Origin of the sequence: Pseudomonas sp. B10(2017) (genome assembly GCF_002113295.1) — a bacterium.
In the GTDB taxonomy this organism is placed as follows: Bacteria; Pseudomonadota; Gammaproteobacteria; order Pseudomonadales; family Pseudomonadaceae; genus Aquipseudomonas; species Aquipseudomonas pudica.
Genome location: NZ_NEJU01000001.1, coordinates 254352 through 268844 on the forward strand (window position 1 = coordinate 254352; position 14493 = coordinate 268844).

Genomic DNA, 14493 nt, shown 5'->3' on the forward strand with positions numbered 1-14493 from the left:
GCAGACTGCGCGGCGGCTCCCTTGAGCGCCCGGCTCTGGTAGCATTCGCCGCATGACGTATTCAGGAAGATTGACCTGGGGCCTGGTTATCTGGGTCGCCAGTTTCGCAGCATGGGGCCAGAGCGAGTTGCTGGTGAAGGTCAAACCGGCCAACAAAGCGCTCAAGGCCAATGTCGAAGGCTATATCGGTTCCCTTGGCGACCGCGATGAAGAAGCGCTGCTGCGCTTCAGTCGCGGCGCCCAGGAGCAGGCGCGCAAAGCCGCGCAGGCACTTGGCTACTATCAGGCGCAGATCGATACAGAGGTCAAGCCCGCCAGCGAGGCTGACCGTTCCCCTCAACTGATCATCACCATCGACCCCGGCGAGCCGATTCGCCTGCGCAACGTGACCATACGCATCGAAGGCCCTGCCAGCGAGATGAAGGCCTTTCGCGTGCCCGACAGCAAGGCCCTGCGCGCTGGCGAACAGCTCAACCATGGCCATTATGAAGATGCCAAGCGGCTGATCCAGAACCAGGCGTCACGCTATGGCTTTTTCAGTGGGCGCTTCAGCCGCCAGCGCCTGGCGGTCGACCCCCAGGCGGGTGTGGCCGATATCGAACTGGTCTACCAGAGCGGCCCGCGCTATCACCTGGGCGCCGTCACCTTCGGTGGCGACACACCGCTGGACGACGACCTGCTGCAGCGCATGGTGTCGTTCAAGCCAGGCACACCTTACGACTCGGAACTGATCGCCGAGCTGAACAATGACCTGCAATCGAGCGGCTACTTCGAAGGCGTGCGCGTGGATGCGGCACCTACCGCCGCCGTGGGCGAAGAAATCCCCGTGGATGTCCGGCTGGAAACCCGCAAACCGCGCACCATGGGCCTGGGCCTGGGCTTCTCGACCGACGTCGGGCCACGCGGCAAGGCCAACTGGACCCGCCACTGGGTCAACCCGCAGGGCCATAGCTACGGTTGGGAAACCGAACTGTCGGCGCCCCGGCAGAACGTCGGCCTTTGGTACGACATCCCCCTCGACCCGCCGCTGACCGACAAGTTGCGCTTTGCCGGCGGCTACCAGAACGAAGAAATTGCCGGCACCGACACCCTCAGCAAACTGCTGACGGTGGGCCCCGAGTGGCACAGCAAACTGCCAAGCGGCTGGCAGCGGGTGATTTCCCTCAAGTACCAGCGCGAGGAGTACCGCCTGGGTGATGACTCCGGGCTGAGCAACCTGCTGATGCCGGGGGTGAGTTACTCCTTCCTGCGCAGTGACAACCGCATCGACCCGCATAACGGCTACCGCCTGCAGTTCGATGTGCAGGTGGCCAAGGAAGGGCTGGTCTCGGACACCAACCTGCTGCATGGCAACGTGCTGCTCAAAGGCCTGACAACGCTTGGCCATGACCACCGCTTGCTCGGCCGGGTGCAGTTCGGTGGCAGCGCGACCAATGGCTTCAAGAACAACATTCCGCCGTCGCTGCGCTTTTTCGCCGGCGGCGACCAGAGCGTGCGTGGCTATGACTACCAGACCCTGTCGCCGAAGAATAGCGACGGCGACCGCATTGGCGGGCGCTACCTGGTCGCCGGCAGTGTCGAGTACCAGTATTCGCTGACCGAAAAGTGGCGGCTGGCAACCTTCGTCGACCAGGGCAACTCGTTCAATGACCTGGAGCTGCCAAGCCTCAAGACCGGTGTCGGTTTTGGCGTGCGCTGGGTGTCGCCGGTCGGGCCGTTGCGGCTGGACCTGGCCAAGGCGTTGGACGATGAAGGGGGAATTCGCCTGCACTTTTCCATGGGGCCTGAGCTGTGAGACGCGTGATCAAGTACATTCTGGCGGGCCTGCTAGGGGGAGCCGTAAGCCTGGGCCTGGCGCTCTGCCTGCTGCTGGGGACCGAGGCCGGCAGCCGCTGGGTGCTGGGCAAGGTGCCCGGGCTTGAGGTGGCTGACTTCCAGGGCCGCCTGGCCGGTAGCTGGCAAGCCAGCCGGCTGAGATGGGACGATGCCGGCAGCATGGTAGAGGTACAGGCACCACTGCTGGCCTGGTCGCCGGCATGCCTGCTGCGCTCTACCTTATGCATTGACCAGTTGCAGGCGCAGCGCATCGACATGGCCTTTGCACCCAGCGCCGAATCGGCCGACAGCGGCCCGTTGCAATTGCCGGCCCTGCGCTTGCCGCTGGCCATCGAACTGGGCGAGGTCAAGGTTGGCCAGTTGCGCATGGATGGCAATGACCTGCTTGGCGACCTGAAACTGCAGGCGCACTGGACCAATACCGGGTTGCGCATCGATAGCCTGCACCTGCAGCGCGATGACCTGCAGTTGAGCCTGCAGGGCGACCTGCAGCCCGAAGCCGACTGGCCGGTGCAACTCCAGGCGCAGCTGCAGCTGCCCGCGGTAGACGGCAAACCGTGGCAGCTGGCGCTGACCGCCACCGGCGAGCTGCAGAAAACCCTGAAACTCGCAGGCACCAGCAGCGGTTACCTCGACGCTACGCTGAGCGGGCAATTGCAGGCGCTGGCCGAGCACCTGCCGGCGACCTTGCAGGTCCGTTCCGCGGCCTTCAAGCCGGCCGCCTCGTTGCCCGACACCGTGCAGCTCAACCAGCTCAAGCTCGACGCCCGGGGCGACCTGCTCAAGGGCTATCAACTGTCGGGGGCGGCCAGCCTGCCGGCCGAGCAGTCGCCGATCGCTGTGCTGTTGTCCGGGCTGGTCGACAGCAAAGGTGCCAGGCTCGATGCCCTGGACCTGAACGCCAGCGATACCCAGCGGGTCAAGTTGCAAGCCACGGCTGACTGGCAGCAAGGTCTGGTCGCCGACGCCCAATTGGACTGGCAGGACTTCCCGTGGCTGCGCTTGTATCCACTTGAGACGCCGCCCGAAGTCACCCTCAAGCGGTTCTTGGCCCAGGTGCGTTATCGCGATGGCAACTACCAGGGCACATTCAATGGCGACCTGGATGGCCCGGCCGGCGCGTTCAGCCTGGCCAGCCCGTTCGAAGGTGACTTGAGTCAGGTGAAGCTGCCGCAGTTGGCGCTGAGCGCCGGGCAAGGCAAGGCTGCCGGCAGTGTCGCCGTGCGCTTTGCCGACACCCTGGCATGGGATGTCGACCTGCAGTTGTCGGCGCTCGACCCGGCCTATTGGCTGGCCGAGCTGCCGGGTACCCTGGCGGGGCCGCTGCGCAGCAAAGGCGAAATGAAAGGCGATGCCCTGAGCCTGGATGCACAGCTTGACCTGAAAGGCCGCTTGCGCGGCCAGCCGGCAATGCTCAAGGTCGAGGCCCAAGGGGCAGGGCAGAGCTGGACCTTGGGCGCGCTGGCAATCCAGCTCGGGAGTAACCGCATCAATGGCAGTGGCAGCCTGCAGCAGCGCCTGGCCGGGCGGGTCGACCTGGACCTGCCGCGCCTGGGCCAGTTGTGGCCAAGATTGCAGGGCCAGGTCAAGGGCCGGCTGGACGTCGCCGGCACCTTGCAGGCCCCGCAAGGTACGCTGACACTGCAGGGCCAGCGGCTGGCCCAGGCGGAAAACCGCCTGCAGCAGCTGGACCTGGATGCCCGGCTGGACAACGCCCAGCGTGGCGTGATCGAACTCAAGGCCAGCGGCATTCACCTGGGTGACACGGCATTGGGGACCTTGCAGGCCAACGGCAAAGGCGACATTCGCCAGCAAGCCTTGACCCTGGCGTTGGACGGCCCGCAGCTCAAACTCGACCTCGGCCTGGATGGCCAGTTGAACAAGGGTGACTGGCGCGGGCGCCTGGCCAGTGGGCGGATCCAGGCCGGCGGCCAGGATTGGCAGTTGCAGGCGCCGGCACGCCTGCAGCGGTTGGCCAGCGGCCAGCTGGACTTTGCTGCGCACTGCTGGCGTTCCGGGCAGGCCAGCCTGTGCGGCGACGACCAGCGCCTGGCCCCCGAGCCACGCTTGCGCTACCACCTCAAGCAGTTCCCGCTGGACAGCTTGGCCCAGTGGCTGCCGAAGGACTTCGCCTGGCAGGGCCTGCTCAATGCCGACATCAATCTGGACATTCCGGCCAGCGGCCCAAAGGGCACTATCGTCGTGGACGCCAGTGGCGGTACCCTGCGCGTGCGCGACAAGGACCGCTGGGTCGACTTCCCGTACCAGGCCCTGCGCCTGGACAGCACGCTGGCGCCAAGGCGCATCGATACCCGCCTGGCGTTCCGCGGCGAGCGCCTGGGCGAGCTGACCGTCAACACCCGCCTTGATCCACTGGGCAAGAACAAGCCGCTGTCGGGTGATTTCCGCCTGGCCGGCCTCGACCTGTCGATAGCGCGTCCGTTCGTGCCGATGGTCGAGCGCCTGGCCGGGCAGCTCAATGGCAGTGGCCGGCTGTCGGGTACCTTGCTGACGCCGCAGGTCAACGGCAACCTGATGCTCAACGGCGGCGAAGTCAGTGGCGCCGAGCTGCCGGTCAGCCTCGAGGACCTGTCATTGCAGGCATTGATTGCCGGCGAGCAGGTACAACTCAATGGCGGTTGGCGCAGCGGTGAGGCGGGCCGCGGCCAATTGAATGGCAACCTCACCTGGGGCCAGGCACTGGGCATGGACCTGCGTCTGCAGGGCCAGCAATTGCCCGTCACGGTCGAGCCCTATGCGACGCTGGAAGTCGCCCCGGACCTGACCTTGCGCCTGGTCGATGACAAGCTGGCGGTGACCGGCAAGGTACAGGTGCCCAAAGGCACGATCACTGTACGCGAGCTGCCACCGTCCACGGTCAAAGTTTCGGATGACACGGTGATCGTCGGCCACCAGACCGAAGAGGGCAAGCCACCCATGGCGATGGCCATGGACATCGATGTCGAAGTGGGCCGCGACAAGCTTTCGTTCAGTGGCTTTGGCCTCACGGCGAACCTGCTTGGCCATGTGCACATCGGCGACAACCTCGACACCCGTGGCGAGCTGAGCCTGGCCGACGGCCGCTATCGCGCCTACGGTCAGCGCCTGACCATTCGCCGTGCGCGGTTGCTTTTCGCGGGCCCGATCGACCAGCCGTACCTGGACATCGAAGCGATCCGCAAGGTCGACGACGTGATTGCCGGTATCCGCCTTAGCGGCAGTGCAGAGCAGCCCACCAGCAAAGTGTTTTCGGAGCCGGCCATGAGCCAGGAGCAAGCGCTGTCTTATCTGGTACTGGGGCGGCCGCTGGGCGCTTCCGGCGAAGACAACAACATGCTCGCCGAGGCAGCCTTGGGTCTGGGCCTGGCGGGTAGCGCCGGCATCACCGGCAGCCTGGCCTCCAGCCTGGGCATCGACGACTTCCAGTTGGACACCGAAGGTTCGGGCAATACCACCAGCGTGGTCGCCAGCGGCAACCTCACCGAGAAACTGAGCTTGCGCTACGGTGTGGGGGTGTTCGAGCCCGCCAACACCATTGCATTGCGCTACAAGCTGAGCAAGAAGGTGTACCTCGAGGCTGCCAGCGGGCTGGCCAGCTCACTGGACATCTTCTACAAGCGCGACTTCTGAGGCGGTGCGGGGTGGCCGTCAACGGACGATGGCTGCCTCGATGAACTCATTGGTGTCGGGCGAGGGCGGCGGGCTGGGGGCGCGTACCGGGATCATCAGGTTGGTGTATTCCTCGATCAGCCGGTTGAGGGCTTCTGGTGGTTCGCTGGCCTGGAACTGCATGCGGATCTGCACTTCGTCTGGGTCACGGCTGTCGCCCTGACGCCCTTGGCCGCCGATGGTGACCTTGAAGCTGGCGGCGTTGTTTTCGCCTGCGGTGAGCAATGCCTGCTGTGCTTCGGTGCCTTTGACCCTAACCGAAAGGTCGACCTGCATGCGCTCGAGGGCCAGGCCCTTGGGAGACACCAGCGCAAACAGTGGTACGCGCATGATGTGCTGGCCGTCCATGGCCACCTCGACCATCTTGGCTTTCATGGGCGCGCCCAGCGCCCCGGTGTCGCATTCGAAAAACTGGTCGAACAGGTTGATGTACTGCTGCGCGATCAGGCTGTTGGTAGCACTGGCGGCTTCCTGCAGGCCACGGGTGATTTCGCGCAGGTCGATTGACGTCATGGGGGTAGGGGCTTTATCCAATGATTCGACTCCTCGGGCCAGGTGGTGCCCCCCTGGTCAGGGGGGCTGTTCGGGGCAGGGGGCGTGCCTCAAGGGGTGCTTGCGCCGGGGGTCGGAGCATCGATGGCTGCGGCGCTGGTGGCTGCCGGGCTCTTCAAGGTATCGGCCTGGGAAATTACGTCCTGGCTGTCCAGTATGGCGGTTTTGACCACGGTCGGCTTTGTCGCTGCGTCGGTCAGGAAGTCGATCACCCGCATCATCGCTTCAGGCGGCTCCTGGCGCTTCAAGGTCGTGTTGAAGGCATAGCGGGCGCGGGTGTCAGTCTTGCGGGTTTGCGTGGACTTGTGGCTGACGCTGCCCTTCACGTTGAGCTTGAACGGCCCCCAGCCCAGCGAACCGCTTGCCTCGGCGTTCATGTCCTTGCTGGAAACGTCTTCCGACATCTGGTTGATGACCAGCTCGAACTCGACATTACCTTCTTCGATGGAGATGTTCGGGTGGGTGATTGCCGCCACCAGCGGCACCTTCATGGTCTTGCTGACCACGCCCTTGTATTCGCCTTGTTCGTCGACGATGGTTTCGTCGTAGTCGAACTGGATAGCCACGGCCTTGCCGTCCTGGACGCATACCTGCATCAGGAAGTCGGCGTAGGATTTGCTGGCGGTGACCTGGGCCTGGACCATGGCCTGCAAGGGGCCTGCGATCATTCGGTCCATCGGCAGGGCATTGATTACGGAGCCGATGAGGCTGTTATCTATCGACATTGCTGGGTTCTCTTTCTGGTTGGGTTAAAAACGTGGTTGCCAATCGTGGTCACGATGCCAGGGCTTCAGCGAGCGCAATGTTCCTGGCGGCGAATGTTGCCGATCTGGCGCAGGCTCAGGCCGTACTTGTCAGCGAGCAGGCTGCGGGACAAGCCGCTGGCGCTTTCCTTCTGAATCTGCAGGTTGCGTAACTGGCGCATGAAGTGGTCAGCCTTGGGAATTTCCAGGGCGACACCGGCAAAGCGCTTGATCAGCGCGTCCAGCGCTTCGGCCGGCAGCACGTCGGCAAGCTTGGTGCGCTCGCGGTGCTTGGGGATGTACTTGGGCCTGCCTCCGTAGGCGCAGGTCAGCTGGTAGGCGTTTTCGATGCCGATGCAGTCGATCAAGGCCTGCAGCGAATGGGGCAGTTGGCTGATATCGATGTGGCTCAAGTCTGGCAGTTGCATATGGCGCTCCTTCGGGACGGATGGGCTGTGCTACCCGATCACCAGCGGCGTTATGTCGTAGGTGTGACTGGATTTTCTGTGACAGCCGAGGCGTGTCGCTAGGCGCCATATGGGTTGGGGCTTGTAGCTTCCGCGAACAGGTTTTGCAGGCAGCGATATCCGGCGTTGTAGGACATGGCTTCAACATTTGGCTGTGGCGGGTGATTTCCGATCAGGGCACTCTCAGTGCTTTGCCTTGGGTGTGGTAACCCTCAATCACACGGATAGCTGCTCAGCAAACTTGCGCTGCGCAGGTAGGCCTGAGGGGCGTCGCGCATACCTTGTGGCAGCGTGCGCCAATCGACCAGCAGGCACAGCGCGTGCAGCGGCTGCCCGTCACGGTGGCCGATGACCTGGTCTGCAAAGCTGCGGCGGTACAGTGCCTGAGTCTGCAGCTGTGCTTGTACCTGGTCGGCCTGGGCCAGGGTTTGCCGGGCTAGCTCGGGCAGTTGCGCGGGGGCGACAGTGAAATGTAACGACGCACCCTTTGCCTGCAGGTAACCGGCCTGGCGCACGCGCTGCCACAGCTGTTGCCATTGGCTGGCGCCCGCGCTGGCAGCCAGTTCGCGGCCCAGTTCGAGCAGTTGCTCGGGCGGGGTCTGGTGGGTGTCCAGCGCATGAAGGGAAAAGGGCGTCAGGAACAGCGACGCGAACAGAAGGGGTTTGTACATGGTGCCTCCGGCATGGGTGCTTGGGAGCCCCATGCTTTCAGGCCGGCGCCGCCCCACCCAGCAGGAAATGCAGCGCCGGGGCCGGTGGCCGTTGTATCATTGCCGCGGCTCGTTGCGAGCCATTTGCCCCTGATGTTGCAAGGAACCTTCGATGACACACGTGCAGCGCCTCAAATATTCCCTTCTGATCATCCTGGTGGTACTGGGCCTGATGCTGGGCCTGTCCCACCTGCAGAAGCAGGGCACGATCAGTGAGCAGACCTTCCAGATGCTGGCCATCGCCATCGCCGTGGTGGTCGTGGTGATCAACGGCATACTGCGGCGCAAGGTCAAACCCTGACCTTGCCGGGCCGGCCAGGCATGGCCGGCCACGCGCTCAGCGCAAAGGCCTTCGCTCGAGCACAGCGCGCGCTTGCGGGTCGAGGCTGTAGCATTTGTCGCTACCCAGCTGGATGACACCCTCGCTGCACAACCGCTTGAGCACTTCGCGCACGCTGAGGAACGACAGCGGGATATCCAGCTGTTCCAGTTGCGCGTGTACGCCGCGCACGCCAATGCTGCGGCCACTGCGGTCGGCGGCGTGCAAGGCATCGATGACCTTGAGGCGGATCAGGCTGGTACGCAGGCCGAAACTGCGCAACAGCTCGCGGATCTGTTCGTTGCCGATGCGTTCGTCAGCAAAAACGTCCCGTTCCGTGGGCGTTTTGCCTGGGACACGCCCAGCCTGGATCAAGGGTTGCGGGTTGTACATGTGAATGCTCCTTTTCGTGGACGAACCCGAAATCTGGGTGCCTCACTTACTAGGACGAATGAGAACGGAAAAACTGCAGCCCACGCGCAAAAAAAAGCCTGGTTCTGTTCAAGACGTTCCATTGCCTTGTAATACGTAAAATTTTCATCTGGCCATTCGTCTGATCGGGATGACCCCCGAACCCGAGGATTGCCCGTGCTTCCACTTTCCCATCCCATGACTTGCGCAGGCCTGGCTGCCGCCTTGGCAGCCTTCAGCGTCGGCGCAGCGCCGGTGCAGTCCGCCGCAGCCGATGCCAGTGCGCAGATTCGCCGAACCACTTACGGGGTGCCGCACATCGTTGCCAAGGACGAGCGCGGCCTGGGCTATGGCATCGGCTACGCCTATGCCCAGGACAACCTGTGCCTGCTGGCCAATGAAGTGCTGACCGTGAGTGGCGAGCGCTCGCGCTACTTCGGTGCCAAGGGCAAGACCTTGGAGCAGCGTGACAACCTGGCCAGCGATGTGTTCTTCGCCTGGCTCAACACACCGGCGGCAGTCGATGCATTCTTGCAGGCGCAGCCAGCGCCGGTGCAGGCGCTGCTGGCAGGTTATGCCAGCGGCTACAACCGGGCGCTGGCCGAGCGCCGCAGCCAGGGGGTGCCCGCCGAATGTGGCAACGGCGAGTGGCTGCGGCCGATCAGCAGCGAGGACCTGGTCAAGTTGACCCGTCGGCTGCTCGCCGAAGGCGGTGTCGGGCAGTTCGTCGAAGCGCTGGCCGGGGCGCAACCACCAACCCAGGCCGGCCAGCCGACGGCGGCAGGGTTTGCCGCGGCGCTGGCCAGGCAGCAGCGTTTTGCCACGGAGCGCGGTAGCAATGCGGTGGCCGTCGGGGCTCGGCGTTCGGCCAATGGCCGCGGTCTGTTGCTGGCCAACCCGCACTTCCCGTGGATGGGTGGCATGCGCTTCTACCAGATGCAGCTGACCATTCCCGGCCAGCTCGATGTCATGGGGGCGGCATTGCCGGGCCTGCCGGTGGTCAACATCGGTTTCAACCAGCATCTGGCCTGGACGCATACCGTCGACACATCGAAGCACTTCACCCTGTACCGCCTGCAACTCGACCCCAAGGACCCGACCCGCTACCTGCTCGATGGCAGGTCGCTGCCGCTGGCCCGGCAGACCGTCAGTGTTGCGGTCAAGGCCGAGGATGGCAGCCTGAACCAGGTACAGCGCCAGGTCTACAGCTCGCAATTCGGCCCGGTGGTGCAATGGCCGGGGCGCCTGGACTGGGATACGCAAGCCGCGTACAGCCTGCGCGACGCCAACTTAGAGAACACTCGGGTGTTGCAGCAGTGGTACCAGATCAACCGTGCCGACAGCCTTGCAACGTTGAAAGGCTCGATCGAACAGCTGCAGGGCATCCCCTGGGTCAACACGCTGGCGGTGGACCCGGCAGGCAAGGCCTTGTACCTGAACCAGTCAGTGGTGCCTTATGTGGATCAGCAACTGCTGAGTGCGTGCAGCAACCCGCAGGCACAGGGGCGCCTGGTGGTACTGGATGGCTCACGCAGTGCGTGCCAGTGGAAGGTCGATGCGCAGGCCGCGCAGCCGGGAATCTTCCCTGCGCGGCTGCTGCCGAGCCTGGAGCGCGAAGATTTCGTGCAGAACTCCAACGACCCGGCCTGGATGGCCAACCCGGCGCAGCCGCTGACCGGTTATTCGCCGCTGGTCAGCCGCAGTGACCAGCCGCTGGGCATGCGTGGCCGCTTTGCCCTGCAACGCCTGCAGGGCACGGCCCGCCTGGGCGTTGACGACCTGCAGCGCATGGTGACCGATGACGAGGTCTACCTGGCCAGCCTGGTATTGCCTGACCTGCTGCAGTGGTGCAAGGGCGCCGATGCGGATGTGCGGGCGGTATGCAGCAGCCTGGCTGCCTGGAATGGCAAGGCTGACCTGGACAGCGGCATTGGCCTGGTGCATTTCCAGAACCTGTTCGATACCTTGGCCGAGCATCCGGAAAGCTGGCGGGTGGCTTTCGACCCGGCCGACCCGCAGCACACCCCACGAGGGCTGGCGGTAGAGCGGGCGGCCGTGCGCAAGTTGCTGCACCAGGCCGCACTGGCGTCGCACAAGCAGGTGAGTGACAGCGGCATGGCAGGGGATGCGCGCTGGGGGCAGGTGCAACAGGCGAGCGATGGCACACCGGTGCCGGGTGGCCCGCAGGCTTTGGGCGTTTACAACGCGATCTACAGCGTGCCGCACGGGCAGGGCAAGCGGCTGGTGGTCAGTGGTACCAGCTACCTGCAACTGGTCAGCTTTACCGACAAGGGGCCGCAGGCCCGCGGGCTGTTGGCGTTTTCCCAGTCGAGTGAAGCGGCTTCGGTGCATGCCGCTGACCAGACCAAGGCGTTTGCGGCCGGGCAACTGGTGGTGATTCCGTTTACCGATGCGCAGATCAAGGCTGATCCGGAGTATCGGGAAGTGGTGATCAGTGAGCGGGACAAGGGGGCAGTGGTCAGCCGGCCTTGAGGCGTTAGCCTGTGTCTGCCTCTTCGCGGGTAAACCCGCTCTCACAGGTGCTGCACCAAAGCTGCAAGCGGCACGATACCTGTGGGAGCGGGCTTACCCGCGAAGAAGGAGACTCGGTTGGTCAGGAAAACTCGAACGGCGCCAGCTGAAACCCTTGTTCGTCAACCTGCAAGGCCCAACCGCGGCGGTCCCAGTCGCCCAGCACGATACGCCGTGCCGGTTGCCCGTCGACCACCAGCTTGTGTATCGCCGGCCGATGGGTATGCCCATGCACCAAGGTACGTACACCATGCGCCGCCATTACCTTCGGCACTTCCTCCGGCGTGACATCGACGATCTCGGTGGACTTCATCCGCGTTTGCGTACGGCTTTCGCTGCGTAGCTTGCGGGCCAGCTTGTAGCGGGCAGACAGCGGCAGGTGCCGCAACACCCACAGGCTCAGCGGGTTGCGCAGCAAGCGGCGCATTTTCATGTAGGCCAGGTCGCGGGTGCACAAGGTATCGCCATGCATCAGCAGCACCTGCTCACCACCCAGCTCGATCACGCTGGGGTCTTGCAGCAACGTGCAGCCCGCAGCGTCGCAGAAGGCCTGGCCAATCAGGAAATCACGGTTGCCATGCATCAGGTAGATGGCCGTGCCGCTGTCGCTCAGCTGACGCATGGCCTGGCAGACCGACTGCTGGAAGGGCGTCATGGCATCGTCGCCGACCCAGGCTTCGAAGAAGTCGCCAAGGATGTACAACGCCTTGGCGTGGCGGGCACGGCCATCGAGCAGATCAAGAAACGCCCGGGTAATGTCCGGGCGTTCTTCTTGCAGGTGCAGATCGGAGATCAGCAGGATCACTCAACGATCTCGGCTTTCTCGATGATCACGTCGTCCTTCGGCACGTCCTGGTGGCCGGCCTTGGAACCGGTGGCGACCTTTTCGATGGCGTCGACGATTTCACGGCCTTCGATCACTTCGCCGAATACCGCGTAGCCCCAGCCCTGCACGTTCTTGCCGCTGTGGTTGAGGAAGTCGTTGTCGGACGAGTTGATGAAGAACTGCGCCGAGGCGGAGTGCGGTTCCATGGTACGGGCCATGGCGATGCTGTACTTCTTGTTCTTCAGGCCGTTGTCGGCTTCGTTCTGGATGCTGGCGCGGGTCTTCTTCTGGCTCATGCCAGGCTCGAAGCCGCCGCCCTGGATCATGAAGCCCTTGATCACACGGTGGAACACGGTGCCATTGTAGTGGCCGTCCTTGACGTACTGAACGAAGTTTTCGGTAGTCAGCGGCGCTTTCTCGGCGTCCAGCTGCAGGACGATGTCGCCGTGGTTGGTGCTCAGTTTGACTTTGGACATGCTGAAACTCGCTCTTTCAAGGCAATCGGAATTAGGGTGCGCAGGGCGCGGGTTATCACCTGACGCAGGATCAGGCGATCGCGACACATGGCGCGCACTGGCCATTTTGCCAGGCTGCGGCAAAAAGCCGTGATAAATCACGCCAGTTTGTCCGGGCCCGACTGTCAGCAGCTTGACTGCTTCGGCTATGATAGGCCCTTTGATTCAATCGGCCTACCCAGGCCGGACACGTGCATTCAAGGATCCTATGAGCAAGCCCACTGCCGACAACGCGCCCAACGCCGCTGCCAAAGGCGCCCCCGCTGTCCCTGCGAACTTCCTGCGGCCGATCATCCAGGCCGACCTGGACTCGGGCAAGCACAGCAGCATCGTCACCCGGTTCCCGCCAGAGCCCAATGGCTACCTGCACATCGGTCACGCCAAGTCGATCTGCGTCAACTTCGGCCTGGCCAAGGAATTCGGGGGCGTCTGCCACCTGCGTTTCGACGATACCAACCCGGCCAAGGAAGACCAGGAGTACATCGACGCCATCCAGAGCGATGTCAAGTGGCTGGGCTTCGACTGGGCCGGCGATGTGCGCTACGCCTCCGACTACTTCGATCAGCTGCACGATTGGGCGGTCGAGCTGATCAAGCGTGGCAAGGCCTACGTCTGCGACCTTACTCCCGAGCAGGCCAAGGAGTACCGTGGCAACCTCAAGGAACCGGGCAAGAACAGCCCGTTCCGCGAGCGCAGCGTTGACGAGAACCTCGACCTGTTCGCCCGCATGAAGGCCGGTGAGTTCAAGGATGGCGAGCGCGTGCTGCGGGCCAAGATCGACATGGCCTCGCCGAACATGAACCTGCGCGACCCGATCCTGTACCGTATCCGCCATGCCCACCACCACCAGACCGGTGACAAGTGGTGCATCTACCCGAACTACGACTTCACCCATGGCCAGTCGGACGCCATCGAGGGCATCACCCACTCGATCTGCACCCTGGAGTTCGAAGGGCATCGTCCGCTGTACGACTGGTTCCTCGACAACCTGCCGGTGCCGGCACACCCGCGCCAGTACGAGTTCAGCCGCCTGAACCTGAACTACACCATCACTTCCAAGCGCAAGCTCAAGCAGCTGGTGGACGAAAAGCACGTCGAAGGCTGGGACGACCCACGCATGTCGACCCTGTCCGGCTTCCGTCGCCGTGGCTACACCCCGGCCTCGATCCGCAACTTCTGCGAAATGATCGGCACCAACCGTTCCGACGGCGTGGTGGACATGTCGATGCTCGAGTTCAGCATCCGTGACGACCTGGACCGCACCGCACCGCGCGCCATGTGCGTGCTGCGCCCGCTGAAGGTAGTCATCACCAACTACCCGGAAGGCCAGGTCGAGCAGCTCGAACTGCCGCGTCACCCGAAGGAAGACATGGGCGTGCGGGTGCTGCCGTTCTCCCGTGAACTGTACATCGACCGCGACGACTTCATGGAAGAGCCGCCGAAGGGCTACAAGCGCCTGGAACCGGCCGGTGAAGTGCGCCTGCGCGGCAGCTACGTGATCCGCGCCGACGAGGCGGTCAAGGATGCCGACGGCAACATCGTCGAGCTGCGCTGCTCGTACGACCCGGACACCCTGGGCAAGAACCCGGAAGGCCGCAAGGTCAAGGGTGTGATCCACTGGGTACCGGCCGAGGGCAGCGTCGAGTGCGAAGTGCGCCTGTACGACCGCCTGTTCCGCTCGCCGAACCCGGAAAAGACCGAGGAGGGCGGCACCTTCCTGGACAACATCAACCCAGGCTCGCTGCAAGTGCTCAGCGGCTGCCGTGCCGAACCGTCGCTGGCCCAGGCGCAGCCCGAGGACCGCTTCCAGTTCGAACGCGAAGGCTACTTCTGCGCCGACCTGAAAGACAGCCAGCCGGGCCGCCCGGTGTTCAATCGCACTGTCACTCTGCGTGACTCCTGGGGCAGCTGAG

Annotated in this window: 12 protein-coding genes; 5 read left to right on the top strand and 7 right to left on the bottom strand. The window is 63.9% G+C overall.

The features are described from left to right. Positions 1-52 precede the first annotated feature (52 nt). Both CAF92_RS01250 and CAF92_RS01255 read left to right on the top strand, forming a co-directional pair. A complete protein-coding gene (locus tag CAF92_RS01250; protein WP_046616593.1) occupies positions 53-1795 on the top strand; it encodes an autotransporter assembly complex family protein in 1743 nt (580 codons plus the stop codon). Then, entirely contained in the window at positions 1792-5466 is a 3675-nt protein-coding gene (locus tag CAF92_RS01255) for a translocation/assembly module TamB domain-containing protein (protein ID WP_085598599.1), read from the top strand. Before CAF92_RS01250 ends, CAF92_RS01255 begins: the two co-directional genes overlap by 4 nt. Positions 5467-5484: 18 nt before the next feature. Here CAF92_RS01255 and CAF92_RS01260 read toward each other — a convergent pair whose 3' ends face one another. The 4 genes from CAF92_RS01260 to CAF92_RS01275 form a co-directional block, all read right to left on the bottom strand. Further along, complete coding sequence (locus tag CAF92_RS01260; RefSeq protein WP_371916232.1) at positions 5485-6018, bottom strand: DUF2589 domain-containing protein; 534 nt, start codon at positions 6016-6018, stop codon at positions 5485-5487. An 89-nt stretch (positions 6019-6107) separates the two neighbouring features. Further along, a complete protein-coding gene (locus CAF92_RS01265; RefSeq protein ID WP_085598603.1) occupies positions 6108-6782 on the bottom strand; it encodes a DUF2589 domain-containing protein in 675 nt (224 codons plus the stop codon). Between the two features lie 65 nt (positions 6783-6847). Continuing rightward, positions 6848-7228, bottom strand: coding sequence for a Mor transcription activator family protein (locus tag CAF92_RS01270; protein WP_085598605.1), 381 nt, complete (start codon positions 7226-7228; stop codon positions 6848-6850). A gap of 251 nt (positions 7229-7479) precedes the next feature. After that, positions 7480-7938 (bottom strand): hypothetical protein, encoded by a 459-nt coding sequence (locus tag CAF92_RS01275; RefSeq protein ID WP_085598607.1) that lies wholly within the window; start codon positions 7936-7938, stop codon positions 7480-7482. Positions 7939-8089: 151 nt separating this feature from the next. Here CAF92_RS01275 and CAF92_RS01280 point away from each other — a divergent pair, with 151 nt between their 5' ends. After that, positions 8090-8278, top strand: a complete 189-nt coding sequence (locus CAF92_RS01280; RefSeq protein ID WP_003248064.1) for a hypothetical protein — start codon at positions 8090-8092, stop codon at positions 8276-8278. Positions 8279-8314: 36 nt separating this feature from the next. Here CAF92_RS01280 and CAF92_RS01285 read toward each other — a convergent pair whose 3' ends face one another. Next, positions 8315-8689 (bottom strand): fe2+ zn2+ uptake regulation protein, encoded by a 375-nt coding sequence (locus tag CAF92_RS01285; protein ID WP_085598609.1) that lies wholly within the window; start codon positions 8687-8689, stop codon positions 8315-8317. A gap of 216 nt (positions 8690-8905) precedes the next feature. Between CAF92_RS01285 and CAF92_RS01290 the strand changes: the two genes are divergently transcribed. Then, a complete protein-coding gene (locus CAF92_RS01290; RefSeq protein WP_085598611.1) occupies positions 8906-11200 on the top strand; it encodes an acylase in 2295 nt (764 codons plus the stop codon). Positions 11201-11321: 121 nt separating this feature from the next. On the opposite strand, the gene CAF92_RS01295 is transcribed toward CAF92_RS01290, so the two are convergent. Together CAF92_RS01295 and CAF92_RS01300 are read right to left on the bottom strand one after the other, a co-directional pair. Next, on the bottom strand, positions 11322-12044 hold the full coding sequence (locus CAF92_RS01295; protein ID WP_046616585.1) for a UDP-2,3-diacylglucosamine diphosphatase: 723 nt from the start codon (positions 12042-12044) through the stop codon (positions 11322-11324). Then, positions 12041-12541, bottom strand: coding sequence for a peptidylprolyl isomerase (locus tag CAF92_RS01300; RefSeq protein ID WP_003259195.1), 501 nt, complete (start codon positions 12539-12541; stop codon positions 12041-12043). Before CAF92_RS01300 ends, CAF92_RS01295 begins: the two co-directional genes overlap by 4 nt. A gap of 247 nt (positions 12542-12788) precedes the next feature. On the opposite strand from CAF92_RS01300, the gene CAF92_RS01305 reads away from it, so the two are divergent. After that, on the top strand, positions 12789-14492 hold the full coding sequence (locus CAF92_RS01305) for a glutamine--tRNA ligase/YqeY domain fusion protein (RefSeq protein WP_046616584.1): 1704 nt from the start codon (positions 12789-12791) through the stop codon (positions 14490-14492). The last annotated feature ends 1 nt before the right edge of the window (position 14493 follow it).

What these genes read in the sequence shown, in the direction of transcription:
- CAF92_RS01250 (WP_046616593.1), top strand. Translation starts at nt 53, where the DNA reads ATGACGTATTCAGGAAGATTGACCTGGGGCCTGGTTATCTGGGTCGCC.
- CAF92_RS01290 (WP_085598611.1), top strand. Translation starts at nt 8,906, where the DNA reads ATGACTTGCGCAGGCCTGGCTGCCGCCTTGGCAGCCTTCAGCGTCGGC.
- CAF92_RS01265 (WP_085598603.1), bottom strand. Translation starts at nt 6,782, where the DNA reads ATGTCGATAGATAACAGCCTCATCGGCTCCGTAATCAATGCCCTGCCG.
- CAF92_RS01305 (WP_046616584.1), top strand. Translation starts at nt 12,789, where the DNA reads ATGAGCAAGCCCACTGCCGACAACGCGCCCAACGCCGCTGCCAAAGGC.
- CAF92_RS01285 (WP_085598609.1), bottom strand. Translation starts at nt 8,689, where the DNA reads ATGTACAACCCGCAACCCTTGATCCAGGCTGGGCGTGTCCCAGGCAAA.
- CAF92_RS01275 (WP_085598607.1), bottom strand. Translation starts at nt 7,938, where the DNA reads ATGTACAAACCCCTTCTGTTCGCGTCGCTGTTCCTGACGCCCTTTTCC.
- CAF92_RS01270 (WP_085598605.1), bottom strand. Translation starts at nt 7,228, where the DNA reads ATGCAACTGCCAGACTTGAGCCACATCGATATCAGCCAACTGCCCCAT.
- CAF92_RS01280 (WP_003248064.1), top strand. Translation starts at nt 8,090, where the DNA reads ATGACACACGTGCAGCGCCTCAAATATTCCCTTCTGATCATCCTGGTG.
- CAF92_RS01260 (WP_371916232.1), bottom strand. Translation starts at nt 6,018, where the DNA reads ATGACGTCAATCGACCTGCGCGAAATCACCCGTGGCCTGCAGGAAGCC.
- CAF92_RS01300 (WP_003259195.1), bottom strand. Translation starts at nt 12,541, where the DNA reads ATGTCCAAAGTCAAACTGAGCACCAACCACGGCGACATCGTCCTGCAG.